Source organism: Ochrobactrum quorumnocens (genome assembly GCF_002278035.1).
Taxonomy (GTDB): Bacteria; Pseudomonadota; Alphaproteobacteria; order Rhizobiales; family Rhizobiaceae; genus Brucella; species Brucella quorumnocens.
In genome coordinates this window covers 1404328-1418302 of sequence record NZ_CP022603.1, presented here as the reverse complement: position 1 = coordinate 1418302, position 13975 = coordinate 1404328, and the positions used below count along the sequence as shown (strand labels likewise).

Below are 13975 nucleotides of genomic sequence, written 5' to 3'. Positions count from 1 at the left end.
TCCAGCTCCTGAGTGTCTGGATTGAGACAGTAAAATCGGGCACCCCCAGTTGGGCAGAGCAACTACTTCATGAGCTCTGACGAGACCGCTCCTTCGAGACCTGTGGTCCCGTAAAGCCACGCCACTGAATCATACCAGTCATCTGCGGTTTTCGCGCTCATCATCGCATTGCGAAGCCGCGCATGGGCGCCAGATGGATGATAGATGTGTTGACCAATCTCGCGTGATTGAAGCTGAACGCGAGCCGTGCGAAGTGCTCGCTTCGAGTTATAGGCGAGCAGAGCGCTTTCGATGCTCACTTCATTTCCCTCTAGCTCCGCCGAAAGGCAGACGGCGTCCTCCATCGCCATGCACGCTCCCTGGGCAAAATATTGCAGCATCGGATGTGCCGCATCCCCCAGCAGTGCAACTCGCTCATCAACCCAATTCGACACGGGGTCTCGGTCACAAAGAACCCAGAGCTTCCAGTCTTTGCCGCGCTCGATGACCTGACGAGCGACCGGAGCCACATGCGCGAAACCTTTGGCAACCTCTTCCTTCGTGACCGGCAGGCCCGCGACCGGTTCCGCTGCGTCGTTGTGATATGTCACCACCAGATTGAAGGTTTTCCAACCGGAAAGAGGATAGTGCACGATATGGCATTTGGGGCCGGCCCAAAGTGTTGCCGCGTTCCAACGCAGGTCCTCTGGCATCTCCTCGATCGGAATGACGGAGCGATAAGTGGTATGCCCTGAAACACGAGGGGCGCCGTCTCCGACAAGCTTGCGGCGTATGTTCGACCAGAGCCCATCGGCCCCGATCAGAGCCCTGCCGACAACCGTTTCGCCATTGGCCAAGAATGCTGTGACGCTGGAGCCATCCTGATCATAGGTCTTCACCTCGGAGCCGACGCACAACTCAATCAGCGGGTTTTCCTTGCAAGCCCTCAGAAAGACACCGAAGAGTTCGCCACGATGGACGACTGCGTAGGGGTTTCCAAAGCGTGTGCGAAACGTATCGTCGAGCGGGATGCGCGTGACTTCTTCGCCGGTCATGGCATCCATGAAGCGCAGGCTGTCTATGTACACAGCCATGCGCCGCGCCATGTCGCCGACGCCGAGATAATCGAAAGCGTGGAAGGCATTTGGCCCAAGCTGGATACCTGCGCCGATTTCGCCGAGTTGTGGCGCCTTCTCCAGAACGATGGAGCGATACCCTTTGCGGGCGAGGCCTAAGGCCGCTGCAAGGCCGCCAATGCCGCCTCCGGCGATGATTATGGGAAGCTGTTTGGACATGATGTTTCCTCCACAAGCAGTCCGTGCGTTCGCAACGGGTGTAGTTCTCTTCATTCGCTGTCGGGTTGACGGGACGGATGCGCGGACACAAAGGCCGGCAACGCATCGCAGGCATGCCCAATTTCGACGAGCCGCGGCATGGCCGAGAGGTCGACGCCGAAGCGGTTTGCGGAATAAAGTTGCGGGACAAGGCAGATGTCCGCGAGGCTCGGGCGGGCGCCAAAAGCAAAAGACCCGGCTCTATCTGTCTTTGTCAGCAGAGCTTCGCAAGCGGCAAGCCCGTCGCCGATCCACCGGCGACACCAGGCGTCGAGTCCTTCCTGCGGCTGACCGAGTTCTGTCCTCAGGTAATCCAGCACCCGCAGATTCTGCAGCGGATGGATATCGCAGGCGATCGCCAGCGCGAAGGCTCGGACCTGGGCGCGACCAATCGCATCCGCCGGCAGGAGCGGTGGCTCGGGAACAGTTTCATCCAGCCATTCGACAATCGCGAGCGATTGCGTAAGAACTGTGCTGTCGACCTCAAGAGCCGGCACGAGGGCTTGAGGATTGAGTGTGCGGTAAGACGGCGCATTCTGTTCGCCGCCGCCTCGCCGCAGATGGACGGAAACGGCGTCGTATGAAACGCCTTTGAGGTTGCAGGCGATGCGGCAGCGATAGGCTGCTGAGCTGCGGAAGTAGCCGTGCAGAATCATGCTTCGGCCTCCCCGATTGTCAGGGATACAGGGGGAAGACCCTCGATTTCCCCGACGACGACATTGCCCGGCATGACCGCGCCGACGCCTGCAGGCGTACCTGTGAAGATCAGGTCGCCGGCATCAAGATGGTAGAAGCCCGACAGATGCGCGATGATTTCGGGCACGGACCAGACAAGATCGGATAGACGCGCATTCTGGCGAATGGCGCCATCCACCTCAAGACGGATGCGCTGTTTTCCGACAGCACTGAAATCCGCCGCCTTGACGATGTCCGACACCACCGCCGACTGTTCAAAATCCTTGCCGAGATCCCACGGCCGGCCCTTGGCGCGCGCATCAAGCTGCAGATCGCGGCGCGTCATGTCGAGCCCAGCAGCATAGCCGTAGATGACAGGCGCGGTCTCGTCCGTACGGAGACGGAAGGCTGGCCCACCGATGGCGACCACCAGTTCCATCTCATAATGGAAATTTGCGGTACCCGGCGGATAGGGTAGAGTCAGCCCACTTCTCACGACCGAAAGTGGCGACTTCAGGAAGTAGAAGGGCGCCTCGCGGTCGACCTCCACGCCCATTTCTGTGGCATGCTCTGCATAGTTGCGGCCAACACAGAAAATGCGATGAACGGGATAGGTCGCTTCTTCGCCAAGGACCGCGATGGAGGGAAATGCCGGAGACGGAAACAGTTTGCGGGACGTCATTGATGTTCTCCTGTCTGGTCGCCCACGCGACGCCATGGAATTGCTCGCCGAGGCGCGATTAGCTCTGTTGATCGTTCGTACTGATGCTCGCTGGCCGGATCTCGCCCGGGATGTCGCTTAATCGGCCGCCATTCCCAAGGGCCACGGCACTGAGCCAAAGCGTGACGGCTCGTTCGCGAACCGTCTGCCTCGGCGTCACCCGGCGGCCCTTCAGCGAAACGACTGTATGGTCCCATGCCGCATCCGTCAGGTCGCGCCATTCGACATTGAGATGGGCCTGCGCATGCTCGAAGAGATAGCGCAACGCGTGCGCCGGAAGGCAGGTACCGAGGATCTCGTCATCGGGCTCCTGTTCGGGATCGCCAAGACTTTCTTCCCCGTGTCCTTCGCGCGCAGCTTCCGCGATACGCGCCATGGCGCGGGCCTCGTACCCGACACGGGCGACAATCAACCGACGACCAACCCCGTTCAGGGACGAACCGCCGTCGAGCGCTATATCGTCAAGTTCGTTGAGTTTGCGAGCGAAGTAGGCTGCTCCTCGGCGCGCCAACAGAAGCTCGGCAGCCGGTGAAGCGGGTGAATCGTATCGAGCGCCTTTTCCCTGCCGGGCTTGAAGCGCAGCGAGTGCTTCCCGCTCGTCCTGTGGACGTTCCTTCGCGCTCATCTCGGTTCTTCCTCGACGAAGGCGCGGTCGAAATGCAGGCGCTCCATGATAGGCGCGTCCGAAAAGCGGAACAGATCGAACTGCGTTTCGGCCTGCAGCGACCAGGATATCCAGGACGGCACGACAAACAGATCACCGATGTCCAGCCGATGCTCCACGCCACCGAGCAGGACCGACCCGCTACCGTCGAATACCTGGAAGACGGAAGAACCCACCTCACGACGCAGTGCGGTCTGCGCATCCGCCCTCAGCCGGTGAAACTCGGCGCGAATGGTCGGCATGACGTCGCCACCGGTTGTCGGATTGACAAAGCGTATGGCGGCATGGCCTTGGCCGACCGTTGCGGGCTGGCCTTCGTCCTCCAGAAGGAGCTGTTCGGTCAGGGCTCTGTCCGTGTGCTCCCAACGGTAGGCACCGATCGGCGAACTGACGGTATTCTGCAAACCGGACAGCGGACGCAGCCCAGGATGGCACCACAAGCGCTCGCCGCGCGAGAAACGCGGCGTCGCATAGTCCGTCACCCGCTCGGAACCGAATTCGAAGAAGCCGACATCGTTCTGGTAGGAAAAGGGAATATCCAACCCGTCGATCCAGGCCATAGGCTGGTCGGTGTCGTTATGATGCCCATGGAAATGCCATCCCGGCGTCAGCAGGAAATCACCTCGGCTCATGCGGACGGGGTCGCCATTGACCACCGTCCAGACGCCTTCGCCTTCCACCACGAAGCGGAACGCATTCTGGGCATGGCGATGTTCGGGCGCGGTTTCCCTCGGGCCTAGATACTGGATGGCCGCCCAGAGCGTCGGGCTCACATAGGCATTGCCTTTGAGACCAGGATTGGCCAGTCCGAGCGCTCGCCTTTCGCCGCCGCGCCCAACCGGCACGAGATCGCCGGAGCGTTTGGCAAGCGGGTAGAGGTTGGCCCATTTCCACACATGCGGCACTGCCCTGGGCTTGGGATGCATCGGCATGAGATTGCCAAGCTGAGTCCAAAGGGGCTTCAGATGCTCGCGCTCGAAACCGGCATAAAGTTCGCGTAGCTCCGGCGTATCGTCCGGCTGCATAGCGTTCTTGACCGCTGCGTGATCCTTCGTTGTCATGATTTTTCCTCCTCCTGCTCCAGACCCGAGCGCCGGGTACGGGCTTGTTCGACCCAGAGATCCCAAGGCCGATGAACCTGCGCTTCGATGTTCTCGGCTGCCGCGCGGCATTCCCCCTCGGTGAGATAGACGACCTCGCCGAGCCGCGTGGCGTCCATCAGATAGCGGGCATTGAGTTCGGCATAGATCGCTCGGTAGACCGCGCGCTGGACACTGTCGGCAACGACGGTGGAACCATGGCCGCGCATCAGAACGATATCGCTGGCATCAAATTTCTCGGCGAGCGCACGCCCGAGATCATTGTTGCTGACGAGCAGGTCGGTTGCATCGCCACCAGCCTCGCGAATCTCGTAGACGGGCACATCCTGCCCGACAAAACCGGCCATATGAAACACGGCCTTCATGCGGTAATTCTTGACGATGCTTAGCGGCACGATGGCATGGGAATGGCTGTGCACCACCGCCTTGACGTCCGGCCGGCGACGATAGATTTCGCCATGGATGAACCGCTCGAGATAGACCTTGCGGCCGTTTGCATCCACCGCATCGCCATCGAGAGTGAACTCAACGATATCTTCTCGGCTCACACGGCCCGGTGCCATGTTGCGGGCAAGCAGGAACCGGTCCGGCCGCTTGTCATGCCGTACGCTGACATGGCCGAAGCCATCAACCACGCCCTGATCGAAAAGGATATGGTTGGCCGCCACCAGGTCCTCGATCAGTTGTGGGGATGGCGCTGGCCCCGCCTCGGCAGTGTCGGTAATCGCGACGGCGATGGGCTGATGCGGATTGTTAGGCGAACACATGAGCGTAATCCTTGGCAAGGCTGTAAAACAGGTCGGATTCTTTCATGCCCGGCCTATCAGCCGAGCATGATGTTGATGGTCTTCGCCTCGGTGTAGGACAGCATCTCCTCAATGCCCTCCTCACGACCGACGCCGGAATTCTTCATCCCGCCGAAGGGAACACCGAGGAAATGGCTGGAACAGCCGTTGATCCACATGTGGCCAGAGCGCACGCGGCGGGCGACGTTGAGCGCGTTTCTGATGTCGTTGGTCCAGACGGCGCCCGTCAGGCCGTATTCCGTACTGTTGGCGAGGGAGATGGCCTCTTCCGTGGTCTTCCAGCGACCAACCGATAGAACCGGACCGAAGACCTCTTCCTGCCAGAGCCGCATGCCGGGCTTGATGTCGGCATAAACCGTCGGCTCGACCCAGAAGCCCTTTTCGAAGCCTCTGCCGGCAGGCCGCCTGCCTCCGGTCATCAACCGCGAGCCGTCCCCACGGGCCGTTTCGAAGAAGGACAGCACCTTGTCATACTGCACACGAGAGTTCAGCGGCCCCATATCGGAGACCGGATCGGCGGGGTCGCCGACCTTCAGTGCCGCAACGCGATCGACCACGCGCGCCAGCACGGCATCGTGAATATCCTCATGCAACAGAAGGCGGCTGGTCGAACCGCAGGATTGCCCCTGCCAGGTGAAGTTCATACCCCTGACGGCGGCAGCGGCGATCACGTCGGGGTCCATGTCCGGAAATGCGATCAGCGGGTTCTTGCCGCCCAGTTCCAACGTGACGTGCTTGACTGCAACCTCGGCCGCTGCCCGCTGGATCGCGCGCGCCGTCACAGGAGAACCGATAAAGGCGATGCGCTTGATATCGGGATGGCGGACAATCGCGTCTCCAACGGTGGCGCCCGTTCCCGTCAGGATGTTGAACACCCCGGGCGGCAATGCCTCACACGCAACTTCCGCCAGGACGAGGGCAGAGAGAGGGCTGGTTTCCGGCGGTTTGACGATGACAGCATTGCCGGCGGCAAGCGCGGCGGCGGTGCGGGCGACAGCGAACATCAGCGGATGATTGAACGGTGCGATCCGGGCGACGACACCATAGGGCTCGCGCAGCGTGATATGCAGATTCTCGGCGGTCGCCGGAATGGTCTGGCCCTTCAATTCGTGGATGAGCCCCGCATAATAATCCAGGCTCTCCACAGCCATGCCGACATCGCCGCGCATCGGCGTGATCGTGTTGCCGGTATCGGCGACTTCGACATGCAGGATCTCTTCCGCCCGCGCTTTCAGCGCGGTGCCGAAGGCCCGCAGGCGCGCCCCGCGCTCCGCCGGTGTCAACGCCGCCCAGGCGGGCCAGGCGGCTTCCGCCGCCGCAACAGCACGGGCAACGTCCTCGCGTGTGCCGCGTGGAGAGCGACCGATAATTTCTTCGGTCGCGGGATTGATGGAGTCGTCGAACTCCCCGGTCGAGCCGTGCACCAGCTCGCCACCGATCAGCATGCGATCGGATACGGTCACGTAAGCCATGACAATGTTTCCTGTTAATGTGTGGCGCTAGGCGCCATCGGATCGTCAGTGTGTGATCATGCCGCCATCGACATTCAGCAGCTGGCCGGTCACCCAGCGCGCCTGTCGCGAGAGCAGAAATGCAATGGCGTCCGCAATGTCATCCGGCCCGCCGGCCCGTTTGAGGCACTGTTGCTCGATCATCGCTTCCTTCTGTGCCGGAGTGACGGTTGCCCGCTCCACCTCCGTAAACGTCGGGCCCGGCGTCAGTGTGTTGACACGCACGCCGAACGCGCCGAGTTCACGCGCCATTGCCCGGGACAGGCCCATGACGCCGGCTTTTGAAGAGACGTAATGGGCGTAGTTCGGCCGGCCGAAATGAATGGTCGAGGACGCAATATTGACGACCGATCCTTCCCCGGAAGCCACCAGCGCCTCGCGAGCCACACGCGTCATATTGAATACGCCCTTCAGGTTGACGGCCTGCACGCGGTCCCATTCGTCACTCGGAATATCCCAGAAGGGACGCATTTCGAGCGTCGAGAAGATGGAAGCATTATTTACCAGGCCGAAAACCCCGCCAAAGGCCTCAAGGGCCGCCTGAATAGCGCCACGGCAGCTTTCCTCGCTGGCGACATCCGTTCGAACGAAGAGCCGGCGGCCGGTGCCAGGTGTCGCCTCAAGTGCCACGGCCTCGCCCTTATCGACATTCCAATCGGCGATCAGGACGTCGACGCCCTCGGCGACCAAGCTAAGTGCCAGCCGCCGGCCGATACCCTGCGCCGCACCGGTGACGATAACAGCGCCATTGTCAGGATAATGATTCATAACTTTCTCCAAGTCAGGCCGCAGCGTCCGCTTCATCGGCAATGTCGATCAGGCACGTGACGAGTGATGCGTCGCCCTTGCGCACGGTTTCGGTTTCGAGCAGAGAGCCGCAGTCGGGGCAGACGTGTTCGCGCAGTTCCAAATCTGCGTGGGTGCGGATGTGCGGGCCGTACGACGAGGGCTCCACGCAATAACTACGCGCCTTCACCTTCCAGGCTTCGTTGGTTGGGCCGAGATCACAGCCACAGTCACACCGGAATCTTCCGTTCGCGGCCTGCATCTCGCCCGCACTCGCAACCCTTTGCGGTGCGTCGCCGCCAAGCCGTCGGGTCCGGATCGCATGGCGCTTAGCCTCCGTTTCGGCAGCGGCAACCTGATCGTTCACGATGATCACGCCATATTGCTCACGCGCAGCCTCGACGCTGACATGCCCGTTCAGGACATCTGCCAGCACCGCGGCTGGATCACGCTTCAGGGGGTCGCCGTAGCCGCCACCGCCCTGGAAGGCGTATCCGAGCACATCGCGCGGGCTAAGCCCCATGCGACCCGGCTTAGGCCCCAGTTGTTCGACGCCTGCATCCAGAAGCTCCGCGATGTTTCCGGCAAGGCCGGCAATTGTCGCCGGATCACCGGCGTCACGAAGCAGGACATTGCGACCGCACGCGCCCGGCAGGCCACCGAACTGACCGGCCGAATTGGGAACTTCAACGCCGTGGCCAAGCATCATCGCCTGCAATCCGTCCGTGCCATAAGGGACGATGGCAAGGGCCGTGCCCGCACCGCCACGCTGTCGGCCCGGCCCGCCGGTATCGCGAACAAAGGAACGGAACAGGTAGAGAAGCGGTCCGTTGCCTTCGTTCGCCTCGACATTGGCGATAGCGGGACGCGGGACGCAATAGTCGCCAGAACCATCGAGGCCATCGTGGTCCGGAAATGCGCCACCGCCGCCGGCCGTTGAGTCGAGAAGGAATGTCCCGAACAGCGCGCCATCACGGTCTTTGCCTGCGAGCGTCATCACCATCATGTGGCCCTTGGTCACCGCCTGGCCCTCATTCCGGTGCTCCGGCGAGCAGGCGACCATGCGTGACAGGGCCGCCACCACGACGTTTTGCACGATCCACGCCGTCGAGATCGTCCCCGAGGAAATCGGCGCCGGCCATGTCGCGTTGCAAAGAATGCCTTCGGGTGCAACGAAATCTACGGCCCGCATGATACCCTCGTTCCAGCGGATACGCGGCGCGAGAATGGGCAGGAGCCCGGTCAACGCTGCCCCGCGCATGCCTGAGGCGGTGCAGTTGATGAAGCCCGGCGCCTGCGGCGAGGTGCCGGTCATGTCGAGGGTGAGCCGGTCGCCTTTCTTGGTTGCGGTCACGCAAACCTGGTAGAGCACGTTGTCGTGGCCGTCGTGCTCAATGTAATCGCGGGCGCGGAACACGCCGTCGGGCAAGGACGACAGCACCTGCCGCACCTGCCGCTCTGAGCTGGCAATCTCCTCGCGCATGATGGTGTCGACGACATCACCGCCATAGCGGTCCATGAGTTCGACAAGCCGGCGCACTGCGACATTGTTGGCCGCGATCATGGCCTTGAGGTCGAGGCCAAGCACATGAGGCAGGCGCGTCATGCCCATGATCATCTGCCAGAGGTCCTGGCGCAGGATACCGCCTTCGACGATCCTGATACCGGGCAGCAGCATCGCTTCCTGCTGGATCTCGGTAGCGCCGATCGCCCAGGAACCGAAGCTCATGCCACCAACGTCGAGCTGGTGAGCGCAAGAGCCCGCCCAAGCGACATGCTGGCCATTGTGGAAAACCGGCGCGACGATAGAAACGTCGGGCTGGTGGATCGCACCGCGATAGGGGTCGTTGAGGATGAACATATCCCCTTCACGTATCCCGGGATTGTCCGAGAAGTTCTCGTTGATCGAGCGGATCACCGAGGACATCGTTCCGGTATGGAAGAGAACCTGTGGTCCCATCGTCACGATCGAACCGTCGGCAAGGTAGAGCCCGTTGTTGAAGTCCGTCGCCTCCGTGACAACGGGTGAGCCGGAAACAGACTTCAGGGTGATCGCCTGCTCTTCGGTGATCGCCTGAAGCTTGTTGCGCACGACCTCGAAGGTGATCGGATCGATGGTGTTCTCGTCGCTTGCGGCCATGTCAGATCTCCTCCCGCTGCTCGATGGTTATGTTGGAATGGCTGTCGAGCCGGGCGACCTGGCTTGCCGCCACGAAGACCGAGGTTTCTGGATGCTCAATGACGGCTGGTCCCTCCACGGTGAACCCCGTAGGCAGGTCTCGCCAGTTGTAGACGGCGCAATCCATGCGGCGCCCGACCACCGGCTCGAAGATCGAGCGATGACCCGCCTTCGGAGTCTCGGTCGGCGTGCGCAAGGTTATTTCCGGACGGCGTGTCTTGCCGAACGCCTCGATGCGGATATTGGTCAACTCAATCCCAGCTTCACGGAACGCAGAACCCTTGCCGTAGGTCTGTTCGTAGGTCTGTTCGAAGCGGTCAACGAGGCTGGCAATGGCAGCATCGGTGACGGCGCCGTCGTCCAGCGGAATGATAAGGTCATTGGTCTGTCGCCGATAGCGCAGGTCCGCCGTGCGTGCCAAACTTACATCTGATGCTGTGACACCGGCCCGGCCCATGGCTTCGAGGCACTCGATTTCAAGCTCCGCGAGAGTTTCGGCAATACGGTCGGCTTCCAGTCCTTCGCCAAGCGGTCGGGAACCACCGCCGCCGCGCATGAGAAGCGCCCGTTCGGCGGAAAACTGCAGATCGGCAGCCAGCGCCCCATAGGCGGAATGAGCCATCGATGTGACGGGCACCACCATCTTCGGCACGCCAAGCTCCGCGCCATAGCCCGCGCAGTGCACGGGGCCTGCGCCACCATATGCGAAAATCACGAAGTCCCGCGGATCGAACCCGCGGCCTATCGTCACCTCACGCAATGTGTCGGCCATCTGCGAGTCGACGATGCGACGAATGCCGGCGGCCGCTTCTTCGACAGAAAGCCCGAGCGGCTTGGCAACATGTGTCTTGATCGCAGTGACGGCAGCGGCGCGATCGAGCTTCATCTTGCCGCCGAGGAAGGTCTCGGGATCAATGACGCCAAGAACGACATCCGCATCGGTGACGGTCGGCAACGTGCCACCACGCCCATAGCAAGCAGGGCCCGGCCAGGCGTTGGCGCTGTCGGGGCCAACGCGGAGTTGGCTGTCGATGACGCGCGCGATGGAACCACCACCGGCGCCGATGGCCCGTACCTCGATCATCGGCGTCGCGATATGGAACCCGCCAGCCTCATGGTTGGTCGACATTAGCGGCTTGCCGTCAACGACAATGGCGACGTCGAACGAAGTGCCACCCATATCCGTGGTGATGAGATTGCGGTAGCCAAGCTTCTTGGCGAGATGAACCGAGCCCATGACACCGCCGGTCGGTCCTGACGTGACGAGGGTGACCGGTCGCCGGGACGCCTCGGAAACAGGCATGACGCCGCCGGCCGAGTTCAGGATGGAAAAGGCCCCCTTGAAGCCCTTGCCGCGCAGCATCTGCTCGATACCGTCAAGATAGGAGACGACTTTCGGTGCGAGATAGGAATTGAGCGCAGCGGTCGCGGTACGCTCATATTCGCCGAGAACCGGCGCAATCTCGCTCGACAGGCTGACATAGGCCCCTGGCGCCTCCTCGCAAATGATCCTCGCGACCACCCGCTCGTGCTCGGGGTTACGAAACGCCCATAGGAAGGCAACCGCGAATGTCTGTACGCCCTCGGCGACCAGCGAACGCACCGCCGTGCGGACTTCGTCCTCATTCAGCGGCACCAAGACCGTGCCGGCATGATCAACGCGCTCGCGCACCTCTCGCACCAACTGTCGCGGCACAATCGGTTCCGGATAACGCCGCCGCGAGTACCAGCCAAGCCGATCAACCGGAACGCCAGCGGTAAATCCCATCAACCGCTGGATTGCCAGCGTGTCGCCGAAACCGCGCGTGGCAATCAGACCGGTCCGCGCACCATCGCGCTCAATAACGGCATTGGTCGCCTGGGTCGTGCCGTGGCCAAACGCCGTGACCTTGGCCAAGAGCTCCTCACCCGACATGCCCCGCTGCCGGGCGGCATTCTCGACTGCATTGAAGACGCCGACTTCCAACTCGCCCGGCGTCGACAGCGCTTTGGTCGTCACCAGGTCCCCGTTCTCGTCCAGCATGACGAGATCCGTGAACGTCCCTCCGATATCCACTCCCAGAAACATTCCGCTCCTCCCGATTTGACTGCACACCTTGCCAAATCCTCCGCGCCATATGGCGCAGCCTCATCAGTCTTCGGCGAAGGTGTCCGCGGAATCCGTGGAACCGCGGTTGAGAGGAGGGTATCTCTCGCGTTGGAGCCTATCCAATATATAATTATACGAGAACCATAGTTGTTTAAATATGGATTACTGCAGCATAACCGGCTTGGCAGCGATCTACCTGATGGGCGGCTTGACGTCGGAAACCTCAAAACCGACCGGTGGCTGCCCACCCACCGCCGAGTCGCGGACAAAATCCATCAAGCTGGACTGAAAATCGGAGAAGCTTTTGTCCCGTCTGCTCACCAGAAAGACAGGGACAGAAAGATCGACACCCGGCGTCGCGATACGACGAAGGAGACCGCGCTCGCATTCGTCCCGCACCGATGTCTCCATGACGAAGGCAACGCCCGCATGAGCACGGACTGCCTGTTTCATGGCCTCCGGATGCCCAAGTTCGAGAACGACTTGCCGACCAATGATGCCATGGGCGCGCAGTGCATCCTCCTCCAGTTCCCGGCGAACCTGATTGCGCGGAGAAGATACGAAGGGAAGCGCAGCTATTTCCTCCGGCGACACTGTTTCACCGGCCAGGGTACTGCCAGCAGCCGTTACCAGCACGAGACGCTCGATCCATAGTCGTTCGACATTCAGTCCATCCACGTCATGGCGAGGATCGAGAATGCACACACCAAAGTCGCAGCTTCCGTCACGGACAGAGGCGGTGACGAGTTGGGGATTGGAAACAAGCAGTGTAACGCCACCTGTCGGGTGATTTTGGCGAAACACGGAAAAAAGAGGCGGCAACACATAGGATGCGACGGTCATTGATGCAGAAACAATTGCCGTACCCAGTTCGGCCTCACCTGAAATGTTGAGTTCACGCTCCAATTCGCGGGTGCGTGTTATGACCTCATTGGCCCATGTGTGGACACGCCGGCCGGCGGCAGTGAGTACCAGACGCCTGCCACTGCGCTCGAACAACTTGACGCCGAGTTTGTCCTCGAGGAAGCGTAGATGCGCAGTTACGACAGGCTGGGCCACTGACATGCGTTCTGCGGTACGAGTGACGCTCTGCAATTCGCACACTGTGCAAAATATCTCAAGTTTGTGCAGCGTCGTCTGTGACGCAAATATCCGCTTCAATGATCTCTCCCTGACATAGTCTAGTGGCTATTTTTGCAACGAATCATAGCCCGCTTCTGGAAATGCACAAACTTTTCATTGCTTTGTCCTTTCCGGACAGCTTGTCCGATGATTCAGCTCGACTTTCTGATCAATAAGGCCAGGGGTGGTGTCGCCTTAACCGATTTTTGCTAAGCGCGCTGTTATTCAAGGAGCATGACCGAAGCCCATCCTGTTCACTTTAAACGCCATCGTTTTCCTGCTGAGATCATTGCCCATGCGGTGTGGCTTTATTATCGGTTTCCGCTCAGCTTTCGCGACGTTGAAGACCTGCTTGCCGAGCGCGGCATTGAGGTTTTGTTCCAGACTGTGTCGAAATGGGCGGCGAAGTTCGATCTCAAATTCGCCCGTCAACTTCGTCAGCGGTCCCGCAGTTAGTTCTCCGACAAATGGTATCTTGATGAGACGGTGGTTTCCATCAGGGGAAAGAAATACTGGCTCTGGCGGGCTGTCAATGCCAATGGTCACGTCTCGATGCCCTCCTGCAAAACCGGAGAAACAAGCGTGCAGCTCTGCAGCTGATGCGAAGGCTGCTCAAGGGCCAGGGGACCACTCCACGAGTGATGGTCACCGACAAGCTGCGGTCCTACTCGGCGGCGAAGGTCGAATTGATGCCGGGCGTCGAACATCGTTCGCATAAGGGCCTCAGCAACCGCGCTGAGAATTCACACCTTTCCGTCCGACGACGCGAACGACGCAAGATGCGGTTCCAGTCGGCATGCCAATGCCAGCGTTTCGTCTCGACCCATGGCCCAATTGCCAATCTCTTCCTTCTTCACAGAAAGCATCTCACCGCAGAGTACAATCGAAAGCTTCGTGCTGACGCCATCACAACCTGGAGAGACATCTTCTCGTCGATCGATGCCTGAAAACTCACGTCGATGGCACTATCGCCCCCCTTTTCCCGTTAAGGCGACGCCACCATTTCGAG

11 protein-coding genes and 1 pseudogene are annotated in these 13975 nt (G+C 60.9%); 1 reads left to right on the top strand and 11 read right to left on the bottom strand.

What is annotated here, in order from left to right:
- Positions 1-62 precede the first annotated feature (62 nt).
- The 11 genes from CES85_RS06710 to CES85_RS06660 form a co-directional block, all read right to left on the bottom strand.
- Positions 63-1274 (bottom strand): 3-hydroxybenzoate 6-monooxygenase, encoded by a 1212-nt coding sequence (locus tag CES85_RS06710; RefSeq protein WP_095445170.1) that lies wholly within the window; start codon positions 1272-1274, stop codon positions 63-65.
- Positions 1275-1324: 50 nt separating this feature from the next.
- The gene (maiA, locus tag CES85_RS06705) at positions 1325-1969 is read right to left on the bottom strand and encodes a maleylacetoacetate isomerase (RefSeq protein ID WP_095445169.1); all 645 of its coding nucleotides are present in this window, start codon (positions 1967-1969) and stop codon (positions 1325-1327) included.
- Positions 1966-2670 (bottom strand): fumarylacetoacetate hydrolase family protein, encoded by a 705-nt coding sequence (locus tag CES85_RS06700; RefSeq protein ID WP_095445168.1) that lies wholly within the window; start codon positions 2668-2670, stop codon positions 1966-1968. Before CES85_RS06700 ends, maiA begins: the two co-directional genes overlap by 4 nt.
- A gap of 58 nt (positions 2671-2728) precedes the next feature.
- Positions 2729-3334: a maleylpyruvate isomerase N-terminal domain-containing protein gene (locus CES85_RS06695; RefSeq protein WP_095445167.1), complete on the bottom strand. Its 606-nt coding sequence runs from the start codon at positions 3332-3334 to the stop codon at positions 2729-2731.
- The gene (locus CES85_RS06690; protein WP_095445166.1) at positions 3331-4434 is read right to left on the bottom strand and encodes a cupin domain-containing protein; all 1104 of its coding nucleotides are present in this window, start codon (positions 4432-4434) and stop codon (positions 3331-3333) included. The genes CES85_RS06695 and CES85_RS06690 overlap by 4 nt, the downstream gene beginning before the upstream one ends.
- A complete protein-coding gene (locus CES85_RS06685) occupies positions 4431-5240 on the bottom strand; it encodes a class II aldolase/adducin family protein (RefSeq protein ID WP_095445165.1) in 810 nt (269 codons plus the stop codon). The genes CES85_RS06690 and CES85_RS06685 overlap by 4 nt, the downstream gene beginning before the upstream one ends.
- A gap of 56 nt (positions 5241-5296) precedes the next feature.
- The gene (locus tag CES85_RS06680) at positions 5297-6751 is read right to left on the bottom strand and encodes an aldehyde dehydrogenase family protein (RefSeq protein WP_095445164.1); all 1455 of its coding nucleotides are present in this window, start codon (positions 6749-6751) and stop codon (positions 5297-5299) included.
- Positions 6752-6796: 45 nt separating this feature from the next.
- On the bottom strand, positions 6797-7558 hold the full coding sequence (locus CES85_RS06675; RefSeq protein WP_095445163.1) for an SDR family NAD(P)-dependent oxidoreductase: 762 nt from the start codon (positions 7556-7558) through the stop codon (positions 6797-6799).
- A 13-nt stretch (positions 7559-7571) separates the two neighbouring features.
- Positions 7572-9716, bottom strand: a complete 2145-nt coding sequence (locus CES85_RS06670; RefSeq protein WP_095445162.1) for a hydantoinase B/oxoprolinase family protein — start codon at positions 9714-9716, stop codon at positions 7572-7574.
- Position 9717: 1 nt separating this feature from the next.
- On the bottom strand, positions 9718-11823 hold the full coding sequence (locus tag CES85_RS06665; protein WP_095445161.1) for a hydantoinase/oxoprolinase family protein: 2106 nt from the start codon (positions 11821-11823) through the stop codon (positions 9718-9720).
- 213 nt (positions 11824-12036) lie between these two features.
- Complete coding sequence (locus tag CES85_RS06660; protein ID WP_208636263.1) at positions 12037-13005, bottom strand: LysR family transcriptional regulator; 969 nt, start codon at positions 13003-13005, stop codon at positions 12037-12039.
- A gap of 195 nt (positions 13006-13200) precedes the next feature.
- Here CES85_RS06660 and CES85_RS06655 point away from each other — a divergent pair.
- Positions 13201-13913, top strand: a pseudogene (locus CES85_RS06655) (IS6 family transposase).
- Positions 13914-13975 lie beyond the last annotated feature (62 nt).

Bases quoted from the DNA above. Each gene is read 5' to 3' on its own strand.
- CES85_RS06685 (WP_095445165.1), bottom strand. From the start codon at position 5,240: ATGTGTTCGCCTAACAATCCGCATCAGCCCATCGCCGTCGCGATTACC.
- CES85_RS06675 (WP_095445163.1), bottom strand. From the start codon at position 7,558: ATGAATCATTATCCTGACAATGGCGCTGTTATCGTCACCGGTGCGGCG.
- CES85_RS06700 (WP_095445168.1), bottom strand. From the start codon at position 2,670: ATGACGTCCCGCAAACTGTTTCCGTCTCCGGCATTTCCCTCCATCGCG.
- CES85_RS06670 (WP_095445162.1), bottom strand. From the start codon at position 9,716: ATGGCCGCAAGCGACGAGAACACCATCGATCCGATCACCTTCGAGGTC.
- maiA (WP_095445169.1), bottom strand. From the start codon at position 1,969: ATGATTCTGCACGGCTACTTCCGCAGCTCAGCAGCCTATCGCTGCCGC.
- CES85_RS06695 (WP_095445167.1), bottom strand. From the start codon at position 3,334: ATGAGCGCGAAGGAACGTCCACAGGACGAGCGGGAAGCACTCGCTGCG.
- CES85_RS06665 (WP_095445161.1), bottom strand. From the start codon at position 11,823: ATGTTTCTGGGAGTGGATATCGGAGGGACGTTCACGGATCTCGTCATG.
- CES85_RS06680 (WP_095445164.1), bottom strand. From the start codon at position 6,751: ATGGCTTACGTGACCGTATCCGATCGCATGCTGATCGGTGGCGAGCTG.
- CES85_RS06710 (WP_095445170.1), bottom strand. From the start codon at position 1,274: ATGTCCAAACAGCTTCCCATAATCATCGCCGGAGGCGGCATTGGCGGC.
- CES85_RS06690 (WP_095445166.1), bottom strand. From the start codon at position 4,434: ATGACAACGAAGGATCACGCAGCGGTCAAGAACGCTATGCAGCCGGAC.